Below are 20,016 nucleotides of genomic sequence, written 5' to 3'. Positions count from 1 at the left end.
ATACCGGGTGACCTTGCGTCAGTTGTCCGGGTACACCCAGGGGTTGGGGCGGCAGCGGATTCCGTCGATGTTGAGCGACTTGGTCTGCTGCTGCATCACGGGCGCGAGGGCACCCGGCGTCTTGCAGTTCACATGACTGTGCCCGAGCCGGTGCCCGACCTCGTGGTTGATCAGCATCTGGCGGTACGTGAGCATCGCCTTGGCCCCGTAGGTCTCGGAGCCCTGGGCCCAGCGATAGGCGTTGATCATCACACGGTCCGTCTCGTTGGAGTTACACGAGACATTGCCGACGATGGTGTCCAGGTCGGACTTCGCACACCAGATCCCGGTGGTCCCCGGGCTGGCCAGGGTGATCACGAACTCGGGCTCCCCCGAGGAGATGCGCTCGAACGTCATGTCCCCGTCGTGGGCCCAGCTCCGCTTGTCGTTGAGGGTCTGCTGGACGGCCTTGGCGAAGAGCTTGGTGTCCAGGCCGAGGCCCTTCTCGACATCGATCCGGTAGCGGATCTTCTTGCCCTGCCCCGGCGCCTTGTCGGTGCCGGGCACCGCTTCGAAGTCCCCCGGCCCCTTGAGCTTCGGATCCAGCGGAAACTGCTTGACCATCAGCTGTTGATAGGTGAGCGGGGCGGCCGGCGCCGCCTGCTGCGGCGGGGCGATCCTGCTGTCGGACCGGGAGGCGGATCCGTCCTCGCTGCCACGGTCCGTCTGGCCCGCGGCCCGCGCATCCGGCTCGTCCGCACCGGTGTCGGCGGCCTGTCCCGCGACGATGACCGCGAGGACCGTCGTGACGGCCGCTGCCGCGATGCCGGTGACCGAACGGCCTTTGCCGGACTTGGCCGGGGCGGCGTCGTCCGTCCCCTCGTCCGGAGTGGCCTGCTCCCGGGGTTCGGACCCCTCGAAAGCCTCGACGAACTCCCGCCGGGGGCCGGGGATCCGGGCTCCGGCACCGATCGGCGGGCCCTGCCGTGCGGGCCCGGGACCCTGGCGCTCCGGCCGCGCCGGAGGCACGACCGCGTGCCGGCCCGTCGTGGTCACCGCGTCCGCGCGCGGGGCGCCCTGCCAGTCTCCGTACCGGGTGTTGCCCTGCGGTACGCCCCAGCTTCCCCCCATGCCCGGCTCACGCTGTTCGGGATGACCGCCGCGTACATGGGGAACACCATGGGCCGGGGTTCCGTCGAACGGAATGCCGTGCGCGGGAGTTGCGTCGGCCGGAAGGCCGACAGGGGTCCCGTGGGCGGGAGTTCCGTACGCGGGCGTCCCATGGGCGGGGGTGCCGTACCCCTGGGCACCGTATCCACCCTGGCCCAGGTGCTGCCCGGGGTCGGGGAACGCGGGCGGCCTTCGCCTGCCCGCGCCCGGAGTCGTGGCGGTGGCCGGTCCCGCCCCTGTCGAGGAGCCCGGCGCGCCCGCCGCCCTGCCGTCGCCGGCCTTGGGTGCGGGGCCCTTACGGCTGTGTCGTCCCACGCCCCGGATCAGCTCCTGCCGCTGTTGTCGAGAAGTGACCTGACGGCCGCAGCGACCGCCTCCGGATACTCCATCATGGCGACGTGCCCGGCATCCGGCAGGGTCAGCAGGCGGGAGTCGCGGAACGCCGCCGCCGCCCTGCGTGCCATCCGGTACGAGACGAGCTGGTCCCGGCAGCCGTACACCAGCAGTGTCGGCGCGAGCACCCGCTCGGCCTGTCGCCACAGTCCGTGCTGCCCGCCGAGCGTATAGGCGTCGACGATGCCACGGGAGGAGCGCGCCATCGCGTCCCAGAAGTACGGCAGTTCGAGCCGGCGCTCCATCTCCTCGACCGCGTCGCGGAGACTCTGCTCGGACACGCGGCCGGGGTCCCCGTAGCAGAGGGCCATCACTCCGCGGACCCGCATCTCCGCCGTCCAGCCCTTCGTCAGACGGCTGAACAGTGCGGCCACTCCGGGCACGGCGAGCGCCGCGGTGGGCCAGGCGGAACGCTGCGCGCGCAGCTCGGGCAGCGCCGGGGAGACCAGCGTGAGGGTCCGGACGAGGTCGGGACGTACGGCGGCGACGCGCGTACAGACCGCCCCGCCCAGGGAGTTACCCAGGAGGTGTACGGGGCCGCGGCCGCCGGCGTCGAGCATCCGGATGACCGCGCGGGCGTGCCCCGTGACCGAGTAGTTGCCGTCGTCCGGCGGCGGGGAGTCCCCGAAGCCGGGCAGGTCGACGGCCTCGCCGTCCACCCGGCCCTCGAGCAGCCGCATCAGCGCGGACCAGTTCTGCGAGGAGCCGCCGAGGCCGTGCACATACAGCGCGGGCGGCAGTCCGGCGGAGGCCGGGGGGCGAGTGCGTACGGTGAGCGTCAGACCCGGCAGGGCGACGGAGCGCAGCTCTTCGCCCGCCGCGACCCGGACGGCGCGGACCCGCGGAGCCGGAGCGGTGGCGCGGGATTCCGGCAGCTCGGTCGAAGACATGGGGCAATGTTACGAGACGATCACGCCATGAAACCTGTGTTCGCCGTCACACGTCTCGCCGGGCACCACAGGGCCACCACCCGGCCCACGCGGGACACCGGGGCACGCTGCTCATGAGTCGTGTCGGAAGTCGTGTCGAAGTCGGTCGTCTCAGTCGTCGAAGCCGGTCGCCTCGGAAACCGGTAGCCGGTCGTTTCAAGGGAGTCGTATCGACGCGACGCGAGTGGCTTCGAAGACGGCGAGGACCCGAAGCGGAAGCCACAGCAGGGGCCGGAGCGGGCGTCGACGCCACATCGGCACGGGAACGGCACCGAAACGGCACACTCCACCGCATAGCGCCGGGAAGAAGGAACTCCTAGGCTCGTATCTACAGGGCACGCGCCCCGCCCCCTGCTGCCCGGAACGCACAGGAAAGGGATTCCCCGATGACTGTCGATCCGACGGACCCGGAAACCTTTACGGAGGATGACCAGGACCAGGCAATCGCTCGCGACGAACTCGCCGAACTCACGGAACTCGACGAGGAAGTCCCCGAGGCGGATGCAGCCGAGCAGCACACGGAGCTGCGGCAGCAAAGGGACGACCCCCTGACACGGATCGACACCAACGCCGCGAACGAGGCGGACGCGGCGGAACAGGCCCGCGTGGTCACCCTCGACGAGGACGACTACCGCTGAATTGTTCGGTTTCTGTCCGTCTCCGGCTTCCGTGGGCGTCCGGTACGTGAAATTCTGCGCTCGCACCGCGCACACCATGGTTACCCAAAAGTACGATGGCGGGCGCGGCGCTTTGGCCGCAGCACAGGACACTGTGTTCGTGACATCGAACGTGGGAGGCGGCGTGACAGCCATCGAGCAGACAGAGGCGGCACGCCCGCGGGGCACCCGCCTGCCGCGCCGTGCCCGACGCAACCAGCTGCTGGGCGCGGCTCAGGAAGTGTTCGTCGCCCAGGGGTACCACTCGGCGGCGATGGACGACATCGCGGAGCGGGCCGGTGTCAGCAAGCCTGTGCTCTACCAGCACTTCCCCGGGAAGCTGGAGCTGTACCTGGCGCTGCTGGACCAGCACTGCGAGTCACTGCTGCAGGCCGTGCGAGGCGCGCTGGCGTCGACGACGGACAACAAGCTGCGCGTCGCGGCGACGATGGACGCCTACTTCGCCTACGTGGAGGACGAGGGCGGCGCGTTCCGGCTGGTCTTCGAGTCCGACCTGACCAATGAGCCCGCGGTGCGCGAGCGCGTGGAGCGGGTGTCCCTGCAGTGCGCGGAGGCGATCTCCGAGGTCATCGCCGAGGACACCGCGTTGTCCGAGGACGAGTCCATGCTGCTCGCCGTGGGTCTGGGCGGCGTGTCGCAGGTGGTCGCCCGCTACTGGCTGTCGAGCCGGTCGGCGATTCCGCGGGACCAGGCCGTGCAGCTGCTGACGTCGCTGGCGTGGCGGGGTATCGCCGGCTTCCCGCTGCAGGGCATCGAAGGCCACTGACGCCTCCGGCGGGCGCATTGTTCGCTGCGGGCGTGCACGACCGGGCCGTGCCACATCCCCTCACCGGGCTAATGTGTGCAGCGTACGGCGCGGCTGACCGCGCATTGCCGACCGTTCGGAGGGACAAAGCCGTGGAGGTCAAGATCGGCGTGCAGCACGCGCCCCGGGAGATCGTTCTGGAGAGCGGTCAGACCGCCCAGGAGGTCGAGCAGGCCGTGGCCGACGCGCTGGCCGGGAAGTCGCAGCTGCTCAGCTTGATGGACGACAAGGGCCGCAAGGTGCTCGTGCCTGCCGACCGGCTCGCCTACGTGGAGATCGGCGAGTCGGCGACGCGCCGCGTCGGCTTCGGGGCGGTGTAGTTCCGCCTCTTTGCGTCGAGGGCCCGGTGGACGACGACGCTGTTGGTACCAACAGCTCGGACGACCGCCGGGCCTTTCGCATGCCCGGGAGCGGCTTCCCGCCGCCCGCGCTGCGCGACCGTACGCGTGCGGATCGTGCGGGTGCGGACGGCGCTGATCACCGTGGTTGCCGGAGTTGCGGTGAGGGTTGCTCCGTGATGGGTTCGGGTAGGACGGGCTACGACCCGAAATGCCCGGCCGGCGCACGTGAGGTGATCCGTGGTGATCCTGGAAGCTCTGGTCTCCGTACTGCTCGGTCTCGCGCTCTCCTGGGCAGCCGTCCGATGGCTCCCCGAGCGGCTTCCGGCACCGCGCGCGGTCTTCGCGACGGGCGGGCTCGGGGCGCTCTTCGGGGCGTATCTGACGCACACGGCGATCGGATCCGGCCAGCTGTTCGCCACCCTGCTCGGGGCGCTGCTGGTCGCGGGTGTGACGCTGTCGCTGCTGGTCCGCCCGGCGGCACGCCGGCTGCGGCGATCAGCCGCGGCCTGAGCGGCCCCCGGGCGGTACGAGGCGTTTCTACGCGGCCAGGCCCAGCGCCGCCATCCGCTTGGTGTGGGCCTTGGTGATGCGGGTGAACATCTCGCCCACCGCAGCCAGGTCGAAGCCGTCCGCGACCCCGCCCACCAGCATCGTCGACAGCGCGTCCCGCTCCGCCACGACCCGCTGCGCCTGCGACAGCGCCTCGCCCATGAGCCGTCGCGCCCAGAGCGCGAGCCGGCCGCCGACCCGCGGGTCGGCCTCGATCGCGGCGCGCACCTTCTCGACGGCGAAGTTGCCGTGCCCGGTGTCGTCGAGCACCGACAGCACCAGCTTGCGGCTGTCCGAATCCAGACGTACGGCGACCTCACGGTAGAAGTCGCTGGCGATCGAGTCGCCGACGTAGGCCTTGACGAGGCCCTCCAGCCAGTCCGAAGGAGCGGTCTGCCGGTGGAAGTCGTCCAGCGCGGTCGCGAACGGCTCCATGGCCGCCGTCGGCTCCGTGTCGATCGCGGCCAGCCGGTCCCTCAGCCGCTCGAAGTGGTGGAACTCCGCGGCGGCCATCTTCGCCAGCTCCGCCTTGTCGGCCAGCGTCGGCGCCAGCTTCGCGTCCTCGGCGAGCCTCTCGAAGGCCGCCAGCTCGCCGTACGCGAGCGCACCCAGCAGATCCACGACCGCGGCGCGGTACTGGGGGTCGGCGGAGGCTGCGGCCCAGTCCTGGGCGGCGATCCCGGTGAGTTCCTCGTCCGTGCCGGGCACCGGCGCGGTGGCGTTGTCTGACGTCTCCATGCAGCGCACAATAGCCCGCCGTCCGGCCGGGTGAAGGGCCTGGTCAGCACCAGCCGCAACATGGCTCCCAGGAATTCGGCCAACACACATGCGCGATTCCGGGGTACAGTGCTATGAGAGCCTGTCGAGGGTGCCGCGTCGCATACACAGACGTCGCATACACAGACAGGCCCTATGAATGAGGATGCCCGGTCGGTGGCCCGATCGGCTCCGACCCGACAGCCCTCGGTGCGCATTCGTACACGAGGGACCCTCAGCGGCACGAGCGCTCGAGCGACGGCAGTGGTCCCGCGCCTTCCGGCCAATCCACGGCCGGCCACCAGTACCAGAAGGTGCGGTGAGGACCCCCCAGCGTTCGCCTCGCGTCGCGTCTCACAGAAGAGGCAACACCCTGACTACGCAGACCAGGACTTTCCGAGAGCTCGGGATCCTTCCCGAGACCGCCGAGGCCCTCGAGGCCGTCGGCATCACGTCCCCCTTCCCCATCCAGGAGATGACCCTCCCCGTCGCGCTCTCCGGCACGGACGTCATCGGCCAGGCCAAGACCGGCACCGGCAAGACCCTCGGCTTCGGCCTTCCGCTGCTGGATCGTGTCACCGTCCCCGTGGACGTCGAGGCCGGCCGGGCGAAGCCCGAGCAGCTGACGGACGCACCGCAGGCCCTGGTGGTCGTCCCCACCCGCGAGCTGTGCACGCAGGTCACCAATGACCTGCTGACCGCCGGCAAGGTGCGTAACGTGCGCGTGCTGGCGATCTACGGCGGCCGGGCGTACGAGCCGCAGGTCGAGGCCCTGAAGAAGGGCGTCGACGTCGTCGTCGGCACCCCCGGGCGGCTGCTCGACCTGGCGGGCCAGCGCAAGCTGGACCTGTCGCGGGTCAAGGCGCTCGTGCTCGACGAGGCCGACGAGATGCTCGACCTCGGCTTCCTGCCCGACGTCGAGAAGATCATCCAGCTGCTGCCGGCCAAGCGGCAGACCATGCTGTTCTCGGCGACCATGCCGGGCGCGGTCATCGGGCTCGCCCGCCGCTATATGTCGCAGCCGACGCACATCCGTGCGACAGCGCCGGACGACGAAGGCGCGACGGTCGCGAACATCACACAGCGCGTCTACCGCGCCCACTCGATGGACAAGCCGGAGCTGGTCGCGCGCATGCTCCAGGCCGATGGCCGCGGACTCGCGATGGTCTTCTGCCGTACGAAGCGGACGGCCGCGGACATCGCGGACCAGCTCGCGCGGCGCGGCTTCGCCTCCGGCGCCGTCCACGGCGACCTCGGCCAGGGAGCGCGTGAGCAGGCCCTGCGCGCGTTCCGCAACGGCAAGGTCGACGTCCTCGTCTGCACCGACGTCGCCGCCCGCGGCATCGACGTGGAGGGCGTCACCCATGTGATCAACTACCAGTCGCCGGAGGACGAGAAGACCTACCTCCACCGCATCGGCCGCACCGGCCGTGCGGGGGCGTCCGGCACGGCCGTGACGCTGGTGGACTGGGACGACATCCCGCGCTGGCAGCTGATCAACAAGGCGCTGGACCTGGCCTTCAACGACCCGGTCGAGACCTACTCGACGTCGCCGCACCTCTTCGAGGAGCTGGGCATCCCCGAGGGCACCAAGGGTGTTCTGCCCCGTGCAGAGCGCACTCGCGCCGGTCTCGACGCGGAGGAGCTCGAGGACCTCGGCGAGCCCGGGGGCCGCGGTGGCCGCTCCGCGCGCGGGAAGACCGCGAAGACCGAGCCGGGTCCGGCCCGTACGCGCACGCCGCGCAGCCGGCGCCGTACGCGCAGCGGAGCGCCGGTGGACGAGGCGGCGGGCACGGCTCCGGCCGAGACCGTCGATCCGGTCGCGTCCGGCACGCCCGCGGACGACGCGGAGGCTTCGGCCACCCCGCGGCGCCGCAGGCGCACCCGTGCGGGCGCGTCCGCCCCGGTGGCCGTTGACGCGGCCCCCGTCGCGGAGACCGTGAGCGAGCCGGCCACCGCCGAAGAGCCGGCCAAGCCGCGCCGCCGCCGCACCCGCTCGGCTGCCGCCAAGCCCGCTGCCGCAGCCGTCGCCGACGAGGCCGCGGAGCAGACCGCGGCCGAGGAGAGCGCGAAGCCGCGTCGCCGGCGCACACGGACGAAGGCCGCGGCCCAGACGGAGGCCTGAGCCTGGTCCGGACGAGTGTGAGACTGAGGGCCCGTACCCCGGGTGGGGTGCGGGCCCTCGGCGTGTCGTGGGTAGCCTCGTTGCATGAGTCGGCCACCCACCTTCGTGCCCCCCGCCTGCGCCCGGTCCCGGATGCTCGAGACCTCACGCGGCGCGTTCGCCGTGCTGGACGCCGAGCCGAGCGGGCCACCGCAGGGCACCGCGCTCCTGCTTCCCGGCTACACCGGGAGCAAGGAGGACTTCATCGCGATGCTGGAGCCGCTGGCCGACGCCGGATACCGCGCCGTCGCCGTTGACGGCCGGGGCCAGTACGAGAGCAAGGGACCCGAGACACAAGAGGCCTACGCCCAGGGCGAGTTGGCGCGAGACGTGCTCGCGCAGGCGGCCGCGGTCGGCGGCCCGGTCCATCTGGTCGGCCACTCGCTCGGCGGACAGATCGCCCGCGCGGCGGTGCTGACCGACGCGGAGCCGTTCCTCACGCTGACGCTGATCTCGTCGGGTCCGGCCCGGATCACCCCCGAGCAGCGGAGCAAGGTCGGGATGCTGAGCGATGCGCTGGCGACCATGAGCATGACCGAGGTCTGGGAGGCGATGCGGGCGCTGGATCCGCCGGAGGAGGCGGAGCGCAACGGGGACCGGGAGGACCTGCGACGCCGCTGGCTGCTCCACAACCCGTCCCAGCTCCTCGCCACCGGCCGCCAGCTGACGGTCGAGCCCGACCGTGTCGACGAACTGATCGCCGTACGCCTGCCCAAGCATGTGGTCTCCGGCGAACGCGACGACACCTGGCCCGTGTCCCTGCTCGACGAGATGGCGGCACGGCTGGACGCGCGGCGTACGGTGATCGAGGGCGCCGAGCACTCGCCCAACACCGACTGCCCGGTGGAAACCGCGGCGGCGCTCGCCGGATTCTGGCGTCAGTAGGTGAAGCCGCCGGGGGATCCCGGCGACGAGGCCTGACAGGCAAACCGTGACCGACGCGGCACTAATACTGGCTCTGCAGGTGGTGCCAGAAGCCGTCGCGCAGGGCACGCCGCAGATGGGCGTAGCCGCGCAGTGAGTGCTGGAGCAGTTTCTCCGCCTCCATGAGCAGGTCCTGGTCAACCGGTCCGGGCAGATAGGGGTGCCCCGGCAGCAGCTCCGCCATGGTCGCCCGGCCGCGCTCGGCCAGCCAGGTGGCCGCTATCTGGGCGCCGACGAAGCGCACTTCGTCACGCGAGGGGGTCGGGGTGTCGTCCTCGTAGGTGGTGACCGACCGCCGGGTGACGTACGGACGGCAGAAGTCGAGGTCGAAGGTGCGCTGGCTGTCGACCTCCCAGAGCAGTGGCTCCGCCTGGTTGCGGCCGTCCGCCGCCTCGATGCCCCAGAGGTGGACGCGTGCCCCGTAGCCCTGCGCCGCTTCCACGGCGGAGACCAGGTCCTCGTCTCCGCCGACCAGCGCCGCGTCGCTGATCGCCCGGTGCCGGGCGAGTGACTCCAGGTCGGAGCGGATGAGGGAGTCGACACCCTTCTGCTGGTTGTTGGCGTTGAGGTTGCCGAGCCTGACCTTGACGTCCGGGAGTTCGGCGATGGCCTGCTGCTCGGCGGTGTGGATACGGCGTCTGGCGCCGTCGTACCAGTAGACCCGCAGCAGCCGGCTGTCCGCGAAGATCGTGCGGGCTTTGTCGATGAAGGCCTCGATCAGCCCTTCGGCGTCGAGGTCGAAGGAGCGCCGGTCCTCGATACCGGCCACAAGCAACCCGGCCGCAGCATAGACGTAACCGGCGTCGACGAAGATGGCATGCGTGGACGGGGTCTTCGCGACCTCGGCGAGCATGCGCTGGAGCAGCTCGTTGGTGCGCTCCAGGCGGGCGCTGATGCGGACGAGCTCATCGTCGTCGTTCATGTCTTTCATATGGACCTCATTGTCTGCAGGCCGCACGATACCCGCCACTAGTTAGCCACCCGAAAATTTTCTTTAGCGTAGGGAATGTTCAAGGTCCCGATCGTGTTGGGAACGAGTGGAACAGAGACGGACAGAAGGGAGAAGCCCTTTATGCGCTTCGAGATCATGCGACTCGACGACGTCGACGGCACGGCCGTGGACAGCACCGTTGTGGACGCCGCCTCCGTCAACCGGATGGTTCTGCAGGCCGCCGCGATCGGCCAGCGTATCTACATCCGCCCGGCTGAAAGCACTGCCTCGTAACCGACGGCGCCATCGGCTCGGTCGACCATGAGCCGAGCGCAGATCGCCCCCGCGCGGAACCTCCGCACGGGGGCGATGTGCTGTCTGCCGGGGCGACGCGGGCGCCCCTGCCTCGTCATGAGCCCTGGATCACCTGGGTGACGCCGTTGATGATCTGCTGCACGGCGATAGCCGACAGCATCATGCCCGCGAGCCTGGTCACCAGGACGACGCCGCCGTCCTTGATGACCCTGATGATGAGCAGCGAGTAACGCAGCGTCAGCCACAGCACGCAGTGCATCGCCACGATCGCCGCCCACACCGAGGCCTGCTCCGCGGCCCCGTCGGCGTGCTGCACCGCGAGGATCACCGAGACGATCGCACCCGGCCCGGCGAGAAGCGGCATACCGAGCGGTACGAGGGCGACATTGACGTCCTTGGTCTGCTTGGGCTCGTCGGTCTTGCCGGTCAGCAGGTCGAGCGCGATGAGCAGCAGAAGCAGACCTCCCGCGATCATCAGGGCGGGGACGGAGACATGGAGGTACGCCAGGATCTGCTGGCCGAGGATGCCGAAGACGGTGATGACGGCGAAGGCCACCGCCACGGCCTGCCAGGCCATCCGGCGCTGCACCCTGGCGGGACGGCCGGAGGTGAGGGCGAGGAAGATCGGTGTGATCCCGGGGGGATCCATGATCACGAAGAGGGTGAGGAAGAGGGAACCGAAGACGGCGACGTCGAACACAGTGATGCCTTGCAGGGGTGTGGTGGGTGTCGGGTGTAGGGGTGTGCGGGATATGTACGCGGACGGACCCGATGCGCTGAACCGCCCGGCCATGACGCCTGAGCCCCGGCCGCGGACGGCGCACCGCGAGGTGCGCTGGGGCCCGCGTGACGCAGGCGAACGAGGGGGCGAAAAGCCCCTCCGGCGGGTTCCGCGCGGGTGCCGGATCAGCTGCGGGGCGTTCCCCCGGCACCCGGGACGGGGAAGGCACCGGTCGCTCGGCGTGTGATCTCCCCGTAGATTTCCGGGTCGGTCGTGAACTCGCCGAGCCGGCAGGTCTTGCGACTGCCGTGGTAGTCGCTGGAACCGGTGGTCAGCAGTCCGAGGTCGGCCGCGAGTGCGCGCAGCCGTGCGCGCGACGCCTCGTCATGGTCCATGTGGTCGACCTCGACGCCGTCGAGGCCTGCCTCGGCAAGCCGGGCGATCGTGCCCTCGGGCACGACCTCACCACGGGTGACGGCGAGGGGGTGCGCGAAGACCGTGACGCCGCCGGCGGCCTTCACCAGGCGGATGGCCTCGAAGGGGTCGAGTTCGTGCTTCTCGACGTAGGCGCGTCCGTCGTTGGCGAGCCAGTCGGGCGTGAAGGCGGCCGAGACGTCCGGGACGACGCCGAGCTCGACCAGCGCGGAGGCGATGTGCGGCCGGCCGACGGCGACCGTGCCGGCTCCGGCCGGCGGCTGACCGGCAGTCTCGTCCGCGGTGTCCGGGACTCCGGCGATACGCGCCACCTGCTCCCAGGTGACCGGCACGCCCAGCTGCCGCAGCTTGGCGATCATGGCCTGGGCGCGCGGCACCCGGTCGTCCCGGACGAGTTCGCGCTCGCGTGCGAGCTCGGGCTCCTCGGGGTCGAAGAGGTACGCCAGCATGTGCAGGCTCACGCCGTCGATACGGCAGGAGAGTTCGGCACCGGTGACGAGGGTGAGGGGCGCCGGGAGCCCGGCGAGGGCGGCGACCGCCTCGGCATGACCGCCGACGGTGTCGTGGTCGGTCAGCGCGACGACGTCGAGTCCGGCGGCGACAGCGCCCCGGACCAGCTCGGCCGGGGTGTCCGTGCCGTCCGAAGCCGTGGAATGGGTGTGCAGATCGATACGCACGACGCATGACTCCAGGGTTCGGAACGGCAGGGGACATTCCATCGTAACGGGGCGTCGAACACCCCTGGACCACCGCACCGGTGACTGCCGTCACTGCAGGGGTGAGCGACGCGCCGCCCCGTGGGCCGCGACGTTCCGGTGCCGGAGCAGCCGTTACCGGCGCTGCCGTACGCCGTGGCACTCATGCGCCCTGGCAGACGGCCACTCCCTCCCGGTCACGACGGCCGGCACACCCGCGCCGGCCCACGGCAGGCCCCGGCGGCCGGCGGAGCCGCCCGCCGCTCACAGCAGAAGCCGCGGCGACAACGCCCCGCACGGCAGCAGGTCCACCTCCGAGCCCGCGTCCCGCAGATCCGTCAGTATCAGCTCGTCGTACATCAGCAGCCCCGTCGACTCGGGCCAGACGACCGCCCACAGCCACAGGCCCCGCGCCTCGCCCGCGAAGACCGCACGATCATCCGGCACATCGTTGACGTGCCAGAGCGGGGTCGGCCGACCTGCCGCCAGGACCTTGGCCTGAGCCGGTTTGTCGACGGTCATGTACGGGCCGGGGTCCGGCCCGTCGATCCCCGCGAACCGGGCACCGAGACCGACCCCGAGCTCTTCGGCGACCAGCAGCAACTCCCCCACGCCGCCCAGCGGTCCGGGCCCGGAGCAGGCGACGGCCGTCGCACGGCCGCCACTGCGGTCGTCACCCGCGTAGGCGACACCCGTGAAGAGCCAGCCGACCGGGAGCGGCCACGGCATCCACACCGGCACCCGGGCACGGGCCACCACGACGCTGAGGGCTTCGACACTGGGCGGGATCACCGGTTGCAGCGGATGCACGGAACCGTGCACGTCGCACTGCCACGTATCGGCGAAGAGACCGGGCGCCCTGACCCGGCCACCGCACTTCGGGCAACTGGGTTCGCCCCTCATAGCGCTCAACGGTCCTACCCGCTCGGCGTCGCGTCAAGGACGATCACCCGTCCGGTACGGCGGTTTCACCCTGGTTCACCAGGCAAAATTAGATGCACATTGCACTCATTAGACAGTCTAACTTATTATGTGCATGTCACAACGATCTTTTCGGCAGGCAGGAGGGGCGCTCATGCGCACAGAGGAGCCGATCGACGCAGGCAAAGCCGAAGCGGCGGGACCGGGAGGAATTCTGCGCCAGCCGAAGGCCGTCTGGGCCACGGCAGGGGCGTCCGTCGTGGCCTTCATGGGCATCGGCCTCGTCGACCCGATCCTGCCGTCCATCGCCAAGGGCCTCGACGCCACACCGCGTCAGGTCTCGCTGCTGTTCACCTCGTACTTCCTGATCACCGCCCTCGCCATGCTGGTCACCGGATTCGTCTCCAGCAGGATCGGCGGGCGCCGGACGCTGCTGGCGGGCCTCGCGCTCGTCGTGGTCTTCGCGGCACTGTCCGGTGCCTCGGACTCGGTGGGCGAACTCGTCGGCTTCCGCGCCGGCTGGGGACTCGGCAACGCGCTCTTCGTCTCGACCTCGCTCGCCGTGATCATCGGTGCGGCGGCGCGACCCGGCGGAGGGCCGGGCGGCGACGGGGCCCACGGCGGCGGACCGCGGGGGACCGCGACCGCGATCCTGCTCTACGAGTCGGCGCTCGGACTCGGCATGGCCTGCGGGCCCCTGCTCGGAGCGGTGCTGGGCGACGCGAGCTGGCGCTACCCCTTCTTCGGCACCGCCGCCCTGATGGCGATCGGCTTCCTGTGCATCACGGCCTTCCTCGACGAGCAGCCGAAGCCCGTCCGCCGGATCTCACTCCTCGACCCGCTGAAGGCCCTCGGCCACGGCGGCCTCGCGACCGCTGCCGCGTCGGCGTTCTTCTACAACTACGCCTTCTTCACGGTGCTGGCCTTCACCCCCTTCGTGCTGGACATGACGCCGCACACATCCGGGGCGGTGTTCTTCGCCTGGGGCGTACTGCTCGCGTTCTCCTCGGTGCTCGTCGCGCCGGTCCTCCAGAGGCACTACGGCACGACCGGTGTGCTGGGCGGCTCGCTGCTGCTGCTCGCCGTGGACGTGGTGGTGCTCGGGTACGGGGACCACGCCACGGCCGTCGTCTGCACGGTCCTGTCCGGCGCGTTCATCGGCGTGAACAACACGCTCTTCACCGAGTTGGCGATCGGGGTCTCGGAGGCACCCCGCCCGGTGGCGAGCGCGGGCTACAACTTCGTCCGCTGGTTCGCGGCCGCCGCGGCCCCGTACCTGGCGTCCGAGATCGCCGAATGGGGCGGCGACCGGATGCCGTTCGCGGTCGCCGGGGCGGCGGCCGTGGTGGGAGCGGGCATCGTCGGGGCGCGGCGCGCGTCCCTCGGCCACCGGGAGGGTGAAGCCGAGCCGGCGCCCAAGGCTCAGGACGCGGCCGCGGTCTTCGCGGACTGATCCGTCATCAGGCCGATTCGACGGCGACGCGCACGCCGCGGGGACGGGCCGACCCGCCCTCGCGCAGCGCACCCGGCACCGGCGCCGCGCAGTCGGCGCAACACCGCAGCGCGGCTGCCGGCGGCACGCCCGGCCACCCAACCCCGTACATGAGAAAGGTCACTTCCCGGACGCTCCGGCCTGACGTCACGTCAGCGAGACGGACCGGCGCAGCGGGTCCCGCAGATCCGTGCCGTGCCGCAACCAGCGCTCCTGGAGAGCCGCCGCGCCGTGCACCCGCTTCCAGGCGGCCTCGTTCGGCGTCATCGGCAGCAGCGGCAGAAAGCGCACCGGGTCCATGGGGTCGTCCAGCTCCAGGTCCTCGACCAGCCCGCCGGACTCGGCGACCAGCACGGCGGAGAACGGCGCCTGCGGCCAGAGCGGCCCACCGACGTCCAGCGAATTGCCCGGCGCCACGATCACGCCTTCCACCTGCGGCGACGAGGCCAGCACGGCGAGCGGACGCAGCACCTTGTCGGTGTCGGCGAGCCCGGCGCGCACCGACAGCAGCAACTCCGCGCGCGGCCCCTTCACCGGGTCGGCGAGCAGGTCCTCGGGGTCGTTCATGGGCTGGGCCGACATGCCCAGCGTCGCGTACCGGACGATGTCCCCGTCGGTGAAACGGAGCACTTCGATCCGGTCCGTGCCGAGGAAGGTCACCGCGGCGCGCGCCTCGGGTTCGCCGAGCGCGGTGAGCAGACGGGCCTCGACCCGAGCAAGAATTTCTCCCATCCCGCGAGCATAGATCGCCTCAGGAACGGGCAAAGGAAGGGATTGACCCTCAGTCGGCTGATAGTCTTGGCCGCCTGCTCGGGACAACATATGCGTGAAGGCGCCTCTCCGAGGTATCCGGAGATTGGCGCTCGGTCCCGACGACACGTCATCCCCCACGGGGGACCGGCCGGAGGAGGTGGGGCTGCGGTGGATCGAAGTCGATCGTGCAGTACCAACCGCTCTTCCGCTCACTTCCTCGTCGCCTGACCGGCCTTCTCCTCCCCCGGAGTGGACTGGACCGTCCGGCCCGGAGACCAGTCGCGTCGCTCTGTTCCATGGCACCGCGCACGTCGGAAGAGCACATCGCCCTTGCCTGACTGTCTGTAGCGAACGCCGTCACCGCGTCCTGCGGTGCCGCCCGCTTTGCGGACGTATCCACACAACGTCCTCATTCCGGGCTGCGCCACGCCTCGCACCGGCGGCCTTCCGTGAAGGAGCCTGCCATGTCGATGATCCGTGACCTGCGTGAAGCGGTCCGCCCCGCGCTGCGCAAGACCAGCAGCCCGTACAGCTCGTACGACACCACCCGTGACCCCTCCGCCTCCAGCGCCGTGGTGGACTGCGCCGTCTACCGCGACGGCAAGCGTCTGGTGGACGGTTCGTGCCTCACGCCGCACCAGGCGATGCTGCGGGTACGCGAGGGCGGCGGCTTCGCCTGGATCGGGCTGCACGAACCGACGGAGGAGGAGTTCGCCGGTATCGCCGCGGAGTTCGGACTCCACCCGCTGGCCGTGGAGGACGCCGTCCACGCCCACCAGCGCCCGAAGCTGGAGCGGTACGACGACACCCTCTTCACCGTCTTCAAGACCATCCACTACGTGGAGCACACCGAGCTGACGGCGACCAGCGAGGTCGTCGAGACCGGCGAGGTGATGTGCTTCACCGGGCCCGACTTCGTCATCACCGTGCGGCACGGCGGGCAGGGCTCGTTGCGCAATCTCCGGCACCGGCTGCAGGACGACCCGGAGCTGCTGGCCAAGGGCCCTTCGGCGGTGCTGCACGCCATCGCCGACCATGTCGTGGACGGGTACATCGCGGTGGCGGACGCCGTGCAGGTGGACATCGACGAGATCGAGATCGACGTCTTCTCGGCCCCCGCGAAGGGCAGCACCCGGGGCACCGACACCGGACGCATCTACCAGCTCAAGCGCGAGGTGCTGGAGTTCAAGCGGGCGGTGACACCGCTGCTGCGTCCCATGCAGTTGCTGAGCGAGCGGCCCATGCGGCTGGTCGACCCGGACATCCAGAAGTACTTCCGCGACGTCGCCGACCACCTCGCCCGCGTCCAGGAGCAGGTCATCGGCTTCGACGAGCTGCTGAACTCGATCCTGCAGGCAAATCTGGCGCAGGCGACGGTCACGCAGAACGAGGACATGCGCAAGATCACGTCCTGGGCCGCGATCATCGCCGTTCCGACGGCGGTGTGCGGTATCTACGGCATGAACTTCGACCACATGCCGGAGCTGCACTGGCGGTACGGCTACCCGATGGTGCTCGTCGGCATCGTGGGGGCCTGTCTCACCATTCATCGCACGCTCAAGCGCAACGGCTGGCTCTAATAGGCTGCGGGCATGACTGACGCCACCTCGCTCCTCGACCAGGCTCTGGTCGAGGAGGCCACCAAGAAGTCCGGTCTCATCTGGGTCCGGGGCGACGGGCCCGCCCGTGCGCTGTGGCACGTGTGGCACGAGGGCGCGGCACACGTCGTCGGCGACGGGCCCGGCGAGCAGCCGCTGCCGGGTCTCACGGCCGGCTCCACCGCCGAGGTGACCGTGCGCAGCAAGGACAAGGGCGGCCGTCTCGTGGCGTGGACCGCTGCGGTGAGCGAGCTGGCACCGGGGTCCGAGGCGTGGGAGGCCGCGGTCGCGGAGCTGAAGGGCAAGCGGCTGAACGCGCCGGACGGCGAGCAGATGACGGAGCGGTGGGCTCGGGAATGCCGGCTGCTGCGGCTGGAGCCGCGCGGGGCGACGACGGAGCACCCCGAGGAGTCACTGGCCGCGGCCCCGCTGCCGACGTCCGCGACGACCCGCCGGCCGATCCCGGCGGCGCTGCCGCGTCTGCTGCTGCGGCGCGGCCGTAAGCGTACGGGCTGATCGACGCGGCGCGGTGCGCTGCGGTGTGACGCGCGTCCCGAAGTGGCCGTAGCCGGACAGCACCTACTTGTTGGTGCGCGGCAGCTCGTGCCCGTAGTCGACCGTTTCTTGCTTCGACGGAGGCTGCAGCCCGAAGTCCTTGTTCCATTCGGCGAGCGTCAGCACCCCCGCGCCGCCCGCCCGGGCGAACCGAAGCGGGTACGGCGTCCCCTCCAGGGACACGTCGAGCGTCCCCCCGCTTCCCTCCCCGCCGATGACCTTGATGGTGCGGATACCGTCCACCTTGTCGCGGTCGCCCTTGCTGAGCTTCCCGTGCAGCCCGAGGAGTCCGTCCAGCAGCACGGCCATCTCCGTGAAGCCGCGCAGCTGCTTGTACGACGGATCGTCCTGCGGGACCTTCACATACATGTCGTCCAGCTTGTCCGCCGCGGTCGAGTCCTCCTTGGTGGGCGGCTGGGACGCACCCTTGCCGTCGGCACCCGCCTGGGACCAGAAGCCCGCGTCGGCTTTCATATAGAGGGCGTCACCGACCCTCAGCAGCTCGAAGGTGGAGTTCTTCGTGGTGACGGAACCGCTGCCGCCGGTCTTCTTGAGCCGCATGTTCAGCTTGAACGTGCCCCCCTTGGACACCAGCGACCCGGACAGGCGTACCGCCTGCGCACCGTTCGCAGCGGCCTTGGCCTTCGCCTCGATGGCGGGGGCCTCCAGCTTGCCGACTCCGTTCGTCCCCGCGTCCGGGTCCTCTCCGCAGGCCGTGAGGGCGGCGGCGAGCCCCGCGCAGAGTGCGACCGACAGTGCGGCCCGGCGGGCCCGGGCCGTGGCAGCGGGGGGAAGAGCGGTCACGTGCGCACTGCCTCTCGTGCTGGTGTGGGGTGGCAAGAGGGCAGAGTACCCAAGGTCATGGGGCCGCAGGGAGGCGAGCCGTCCGGACCGCCCACAGGGGCGGCATGGACCGGCGCGGGCTAGCCTGAACCAGTCGAAAAGTGACATTACGGGGCATTTCTCGGCAGGGTGGCAGAGGAGGAGCGGAGCAATGGCGGCAGGCGCCCCCCGGATCTTCGTCTCGCACCTCGCCGGAGTACCGGTCTTCGACCCCAACGGCGACCAGGTCGGACGTGTGCGCGATCTGGTGGCCATGCTCCGCATCGCGCGACGCCCGCCCCGGCTGCTCGGCCTGGTCGTGGAGGTGCACGGCCGCCGCCGGATCTTCCTCCCCATGACCCGGGTGACGGGGGTCGAGTCCGGCCAGGTCATCACCACCGGCGTCGTCAATATGAGGCGCTTCGAGCAGCGCCCCACCGAGCGTCTCGTCCTCGGCGAGCTGCTGGACCGGCGTGTCCGTCTGGTGGAGTCGGGGGAACCCGGTGAGGAAGTCACCGTGCTGGACATCGCGATCCAGCAGCTCCCCGCCCGTCGTGACTGGGAGATCGACAAGGTCTTCGTACGCAAGGGGAAGGGCGGGGCGCTGCGCCGCAAGGGCGAGACGCTGACCGTCGAGTGGTCCGGGGTCACCGGTTTCTCGCTGGACGAAGCCGCACAGGGGGCCGAGAGCCTGGTCGCCACCTTCGAGCGGTTGCGGCCTGCCGATGTCGCCAACGCCCTGCACCATCTCTCGCCCAAGCGGCGTGCGGAGGTCGCCGCGGCCCTCGACGACGACCGGCTCGCCGATGTCCTGGAGGAGCTGCCCGAGGACGAGCAGGTGGAGATCATCGGGAAGCTCAAGGAGGAGCGGGCCGCGGACGTCCTGGAGGCGATGGACCCGGACGACGCCGCCGACCTGCTCTCGGAGCTGCCGGAGGAGGACAAGGAACGGCTGCTCATGCTGATGCGCCCGGACGACGCCGCCGATGTACGCCGGCTGCTGTCCTACGAGGAGCGCACGGCCGGCGGGCTGATGACGCCCGAGCCGATCGTGCTGCGCCCCGACGCCACGGTGGCGGACGCCCTGGCACGGGTGCGCCAGCAGGACCTCTCCCCCGCGCTCGCCGCGCAGGTCTACGTCTGCCGGCCGCCCGACGAGACCCCCACCGGCAAGTACCTGGGCACCGTGCACTTTCAGAGACTGCTGCGGGACCCGCCGTTCACGCTGGTCAGCTCCATCGTCGAAAGCGATCTGCCGCCGCTCGCGCCGGGCACCGGGCTGCCTGCGATCACCAGCTATCTGGCCACGTACAACATGGTCGCGGCGCCGGTCGTGGACGAGAGCGGGTCGCTGCTCGGCGCGGTGACGGTGGACGACGTCCTCGACCATCTGCTGCCCGAAGACTGGCGCGAGGCCGAGTTCGAGGGGACGGGGGCCGCCGATGAGTGAGTACGGCTTCACCGAGCGCGGTGACGGCAGGGACCGGGACCGGGACCGCGAAAGGGAGCGGGAGCGCGAGCGGCAGTCGGGTGGGCAGCGGCCACGGACCCGGTTGGACGTCCCCCGAGCGCCCCGGCGCAAGGTGCTTCCCGAGTACGACCCGGAGGCTTTCGGGCGGCTGTCCGAGAAGATCGCCCGCTTTCTGGGGACCGGGCGGTTCATCGTCTGGATGACCCTCACGATCATCGTCTGGGTGCTGTGGAACATCTTCGCGCCGGACGGGCTGCGCTTCGACGAGTACCCGTTCATCTTCCTGACGCTGATGCTGTCGCTCCAGGCGTCGTACGCGGCCCCGCTGATCCTGCTGGCGCAGAACCGCCAGGACGACCGCGACCGGGTCAATCTGGAACAGGACCGCGCGCAGAACGAGCGGTCGATCGCCGACACCGAGTATCTGACCCGGGAGATCGCGGCGCTGCGGATGGGGCTCGGCGAGGTCGCGACCCGTGACTGGATCCGGTCGGAGTTCGAGGATCTGCTGAAGGACCTGGCCGACCGGCCCGGGGTATTCCCGGCCGAGGCACGTCGGGTACGTGACGAAGGCGACCGCTGACAGACGTCCCCGGGCCGGTATCCGGCGCCGTACCATC

Annotated in this window: 21 protein-coding genes; 12 read left to right on the top strand and 9 right to left on the bottom strand. The window is 70.7% G+C overall.

The annotated features are described in order from the left end of the window. Nucleotides 1-18: 18 nt before the first annotated feature. Together ACTWOL_RS24665 and ACTWOL_RS24660 are read right to left on the bottom strand one after the other, a co-directional pair. The gene (locus ACTWOL_RS24665; RefSeq protein WP_474298961.1) at nucleotides 19-1,464 is read right to left on the bottom strand and encodes a DUF3152 domain-containing protein; all 1,446 of its coding nucleotides are present in this window, start codon (nucleotides 1,462-1,464) and stop codon (nucleotides 19-21) included. Nucleotides 1,465-1,472: 8 nt separating this feature from the next. Beyond that, nucleotides 1,473-2,432, bottom strand: a complete 960-nt coding sequence (locus ACTWOL_RS24660) for an alpha/beta fold hydrolase (protein ID WP_474298960.1) — start codon at nucleotides 2,430-2,432, stop codon at nucleotides 1,473-1,475. A gap of 425 nt (nucleotides 2,433-2,857) precedes the next feature. Between ACTWOL_RS24660 and ACTWOL_RS24655 the strand changes: the two genes are divergently transcribed. The 4 genes from ACTWOL_RS24655 to ACTWOL_RS24640 all read left to right on the top strand — a co-directional run bounded on the left by ACTWOL_RS24655 (nucleotide 2,858) and on the right by ACTWOL_RS24640 (nucleotide 4,804). Beyond that, nucleotides 2,858-3,109 (top strand): hypothetical protein, encoded by a 252-nt coding sequence (locus tag ACTWOL_RS24655; protein ID WP_474298959.1) that lies wholly within the window; start codon nucleotides 2,858-2,860, stop codon nucleotides 3,107-3,109. 163 nt (nucleotides 3,110-3,272) lie between these two features. Then, entirely contained in the window at nucleotides 3,273-3,914 is a 642-nt protein-coding gene (locus ACTWOL_RS24650) for a TetR/AcrR family transcriptional regulator (protein WP_474301250.1), read from the top strand. Nucleotides 3,915-4,045: 131 nt separating this feature from the next. After that, nucleotides 4,046-4,273: a DUF3107 domain-containing protein gene (locus ACTWOL_RS24645; RefSeq protein WP_474298958.1), complete on the top strand. Its 228-nt coding sequence runs from the start codon at nucleotides 4,046-4,048 to the stop codon at nucleotides 4,271-4,273. Nucleotides 4,274-4,534: 261 nt separating this feature from the next. After that, nucleotides 4,535-4,804 carry a hypothetical protein gene (locus tag ACTWOL_RS24640; protein WP_474298957.1) on the top strand — a complete coding sequence of 90 codons (270 nt, stop codon included), beginning with the start codon at nucleotides 4,535-4,537 and terminating at the stop codon, nucleotides 4,802-4,804. A 27-nt stretch (nucleotides 4,805-4,831) separates the two neighbouring features. On the opposite strand, the gene ACTWOL_RS24635 is transcribed toward ACTWOL_RS24640, so the two are convergent. Beyond that, nucleotides 4,832-5,581, bottom strand: coding sequence for a ferritin-like fold-containing protein (locus tag ACTWOL_RS24635; RefSeq protein ID WP_474298956.1), 750 nt, complete (start codon nucleotides 5,579-5,581; stop codon nucleotides 4,832-4,834). A gap of 391 nt (nucleotides 5,582-5,972) precedes the next feature. Between ACTWOL_RS24635 and ACTWOL_RS24630 the strand changes: the two genes are divergently transcribed. After that, entirely contained in the window at nucleotides 5,973-7,724 is a 1,752-nt protein-coding gene (locus tag ACTWOL_RS24630) for a DEAD/DEAH box helicase (RefSeq protein WP_474301249.1), read from the top strand. Nucleotides 7,725-7,808: 84 nt separating this feature from the next. Further along, nucleotides 7,809-8,648 carry an alpha/beta fold hydrolase gene (locus ACTWOL_RS24625; protein WP_474298955.1) on the top strand — a complete coding sequence of 280 codons (840 nt, stop codon included), beginning with the start codon at nucleotides 7,809-7,811 and terminating at the stop codon, nucleotides 8,646-8,648. A 61-nt stretch (nucleotides 8,649-8,709) separates the two neighbouring features. Here ACTWOL_RS24625 and ACTWOL_RS24620 read toward each other — a convergent pair whose 3' ends face one another. Next, nucleotides 8,710-9,618 (bottom strand): NYN domain-containing protein, encoded by a 909-nt coding sequence (locus tag ACTWOL_RS24620; RefSeq protein WP_474298954.1) that lies wholly within the window; start codon nucleotides 9,616-9,618, stop codon nucleotides 8,710-8,712. 141 nt (nucleotides 9,619-9,759) lie between these two features. On the opposite strand from ACTWOL_RS24620, the gene ACTWOL_RS24615 reads away from it, so the two are divergent. Continuing rightward, nucleotides 9,760-9,912, top strand: a complete 153-nt coding sequence (locus ACTWOL_RS24615) for a hypothetical protein (RefSeq protein ID WP_474298953.1) — start codon at nucleotides 9,760-9,762, stop codon at nucleotides 9,910-9,912. 115 nt (nucleotides 9,913-10,027) lie between these two features. Here the strand turns inward: ACTWOL_RS24615 and ACTWOL_RS24610 are convergent, their stop codons facing one another. From ACTWOL_RS24610 to ACTWOL_RS24600, 3 genes are all read right to left on the bottom strand, one after another. Then, nucleotides 10,028-10,633, bottom strand: coding sequence for a MarC family protein (locus ACTWOL_RS24610; RefSeq protein WP_474298952.1), 606 nt, complete (start codon nucleotides 10,631-10,633; stop codon nucleotides 10,028-10,030). A gap of 206 nt (nucleotides 10,634-10,839) precedes the next feature. After that, nucleotides 10,840-11,808: a PHP domain-containing protein gene (locus ACTWOL_RS24605; RefSeq protein WP_474298951.1), complete on the bottom strand. Its 969-nt coding sequence runs from the start codon at nucleotides 11,806-11,808 to the stop codon at nucleotides 10,840-10,842. 240 nt (nucleotides 11,809-12,048) lie between these two features. Next, nucleotides 12,049-12,687 carry a DUF6758 family protein gene (locus tag ACTWOL_RS24600; protein ID WP_474298950.1) on the bottom strand — a complete coding sequence of 213 codons (639 nt, stop codon included), beginning with the start codon at nucleotides 12,685-12,687 and terminating at the stop codon, nucleotides 12,049-12,051. 172 nt (nucleotides 12,688-12,859) lie between these two features. Here ACTWOL_RS24600 and ACTWOL_RS24595 point away from each other — a divergent pair, with 172 nt between their 5' ends. Beyond that, nucleotides 12,860-14,158 carry an MFS transporter gene (locus tag ACTWOL_RS24595; RefSeq protein ID WP_474298949.1) on the top strand — a complete coding sequence of 433 codons (1,299 nt, stop codon included), beginning with the start codon at nucleotides 12,860-12,862 and terminating at the stop codon, nucleotides 14,156-14,158. Nucleotides 14,159-14,344: 186 nt separating this feature from the next. On the opposite strand, the gene ACTWOL_RS24590 is transcribed toward ACTWOL_RS24595, so the two are convergent. Then, nucleotides 14,345-14,929, bottom strand: coding sequence for a suppressor of fused domain protein (locus ACTWOL_RS24590; RefSeq protein WP_474298948.1), 585 nt, complete (start codon nucleotides 14,927-14,929; stop codon nucleotides 14,345-14,347). Nucleotides 14,930-15,414: 485 nt separating this feature from the next. On the opposite strand from ACTWOL_RS24590, the gene ACTWOL_RS24585 reads away from it, so the two are divergent. Both ACTWOL_RS24585 and ACTWOL_RS24580 read left to right on the top strand, forming a co-directional pair. After that, nucleotides 15,415-16,530, top strand: coding sequence for a magnesium and cobalt transport protein CorA (locus tag ACTWOL_RS24585; RefSeq protein WP_474298947.1), 1,116 nt, complete (start codon nucleotides 15,415-15,417; stop codon nucleotides 16,528-16,530). Between the two features lie 12 nt (nucleotides 16,531-16,542). Further along, complete coding sequence (locus ACTWOL_RS24580; RefSeq protein ID WP_474298946.1) at nucleotides 16,543-17,064, top strand: hypothetical protein; 522 nt, start codon at nucleotides 16,543-16,545, stop codon at nucleotides 17,062-17,064. 63 nt (nucleotides 17,065-17,127) lie between these two features. Here the strand turns inward: ACTWOL_RS24580 and ACTWOL_RS24575 are convergent, their stop codons facing one another. Beyond that, nucleotides 17,128-17,907 carry a hypothetical protein gene (locus tag ACTWOL_RS24575; RefSeq protein WP_474298945.1) on the bottom strand — a complete coding sequence of 260 codons (780 nt, stop codon included), beginning with the start codon at nucleotides 17,905-17,907 and terminating at the stop codon, nucleotides 17,128-17,130. 190 nt (nucleotides 17,908-18,097) lie between these two features. Between ACTWOL_RS24575 and ACTWOL_RS24570 the strand changes: the two genes are divergently transcribed. Beyond that, nucleotides 18,098-19,375 (top strand): magnesium transporter MgtE N-terminal domain-containing protein, encoded by a 1,278-nt coding sequence (locus tag ACTWOL_RS24570; RefSeq protein WP_474298944.1) that lies wholly within the window; start codon nucleotides 18,098-18,100, stop codon nucleotides 19,373-19,375. After that, nucleotides 19,368-19,979, top strand: coding sequence for a DUF1003 domain-containing protein (locus ACTWOL_RS24565; protein ID WP_474298943.1), 612 nt, complete (start codon nucleotides 19,368-19,370; stop codon nucleotides 19,977-19,979). The genes ACTWOL_RS24570 and ACTWOL_RS24565 overlap by 8 nt, the downstream gene beginning before the upstream one ends. The last annotated feature ends 37 nt before the right edge of the window (nucleotides 19,980-20,016 follow it).

The sequence above is a fragment of the Micromonospora sp. IBHARD003 genome, from assembly GCF_056106285.1.
Note: the sequence above shows the minus strand (reverse complement) of the source record. Positions and strands in the feature narration are given on the sequence as shown.

Bases quoted from the DNA above. Each gene is read 5' to 3' on its own strand.
- ACTWOL_RS24660 (WP_474298960.1), bottom strand. From the start codon at position 2,432: ATGTCTTCGACCGAGCTGCCGGAATCCCGCGCCACCGCTCCGGCTCCG.
- ACTWOL_RS24655 (WP_474298959.1), top strand. From the start codon at position 2,858: ATGACTGTCGATCCGACGGACCCGGAAACCTTTACGGAGGATGACCAG.
- ACTWOL_RS24635 (WP_474298956.1), bottom strand. From the start codon at position 5,581: ATGGAGACGTCAGACAACGCCACCGCGCCGGTGCCCGGCACGGACGAG.
- ACTWOL_RS24625 (WP_474298955.1), top strand. From the start codon at position 7,809: ATGAGTCGGCCACCCACCTTCGTGCCCCCCGCCTGCGCCCGGTCCCGG.
- ACTWOL_RS24620 (WP_474298954.1), bottom strand. From the start codon at position 9,618: ATGAAAGACATGAACGACGACGATGAGCTCGTCCGCATCAGCGCCCGC.
- ACTWOL_RS24615 (WP_474298953.1), top strand. From the start codon at position 9,760: ATGCGCTTCGAGATCATGCGACTCGACGACGTCGACGGCACGGCCGTG.
- ACTWOL_RS24605 (WP_474298951.1), bottom strand. From the start codon at position 11,808: ATGGAATGTCCCCTGCCGTTCCGAACCCTGGAGTCATGCGTCGTGCGT.
- ACTWOL_RS24600 (WP_474298950.1), bottom strand. From the start codon at position 12,687: ATGAGGGGCGAACCCAGTTGCCCGAAGTGCGGTGGCCGGGTCAGGGCG.
- ACTWOL_RS24595 (WP_474298949.1), top strand. From the start codon at position 12,860: ATGCGCACAGAGGAGCCGATCGACGCAGGCAAAGCCGAAGCGGCGGGA.
- ACTWOL_RS24590 (WP_474298948.1), bottom strand. From the start codon at position 14,929: ATGGGAGAAATTCTTGCTCGGGTCGAGGCCCGTCTGCTCACCGCGCTC.
- ACTWOL_RS24585 (WP_474298947.1), top strand. From the start codon at position 15,415: ATGTCGATGATCCGTGACCTGCGTGAAGCGGTCCGCCCCGCGCTGCGC.
- ACTWOL_RS24580 (WP_474298946.1), top strand. From the start codon at position 16,543: ATGACTGACGCCACCTCGCTCCTCGACCAGGCTCTGGTCGAGGAGGCC.
- ACTWOL_RS24570 (WP_474298944.1), top strand. From the start codon at position 18,098: ATGGCGGCAGGCGCCCCCCGGATCTTCGTCTCGCACCTCGCCGGAGTA.
- ACTWOL_RS24565 (WP_474298943.1), top strand. From the start codon at position 19,368: ATGAGTGAGTACGGCTTCACCGAGCGCGGTGACGGCAGGGACCGGGAC.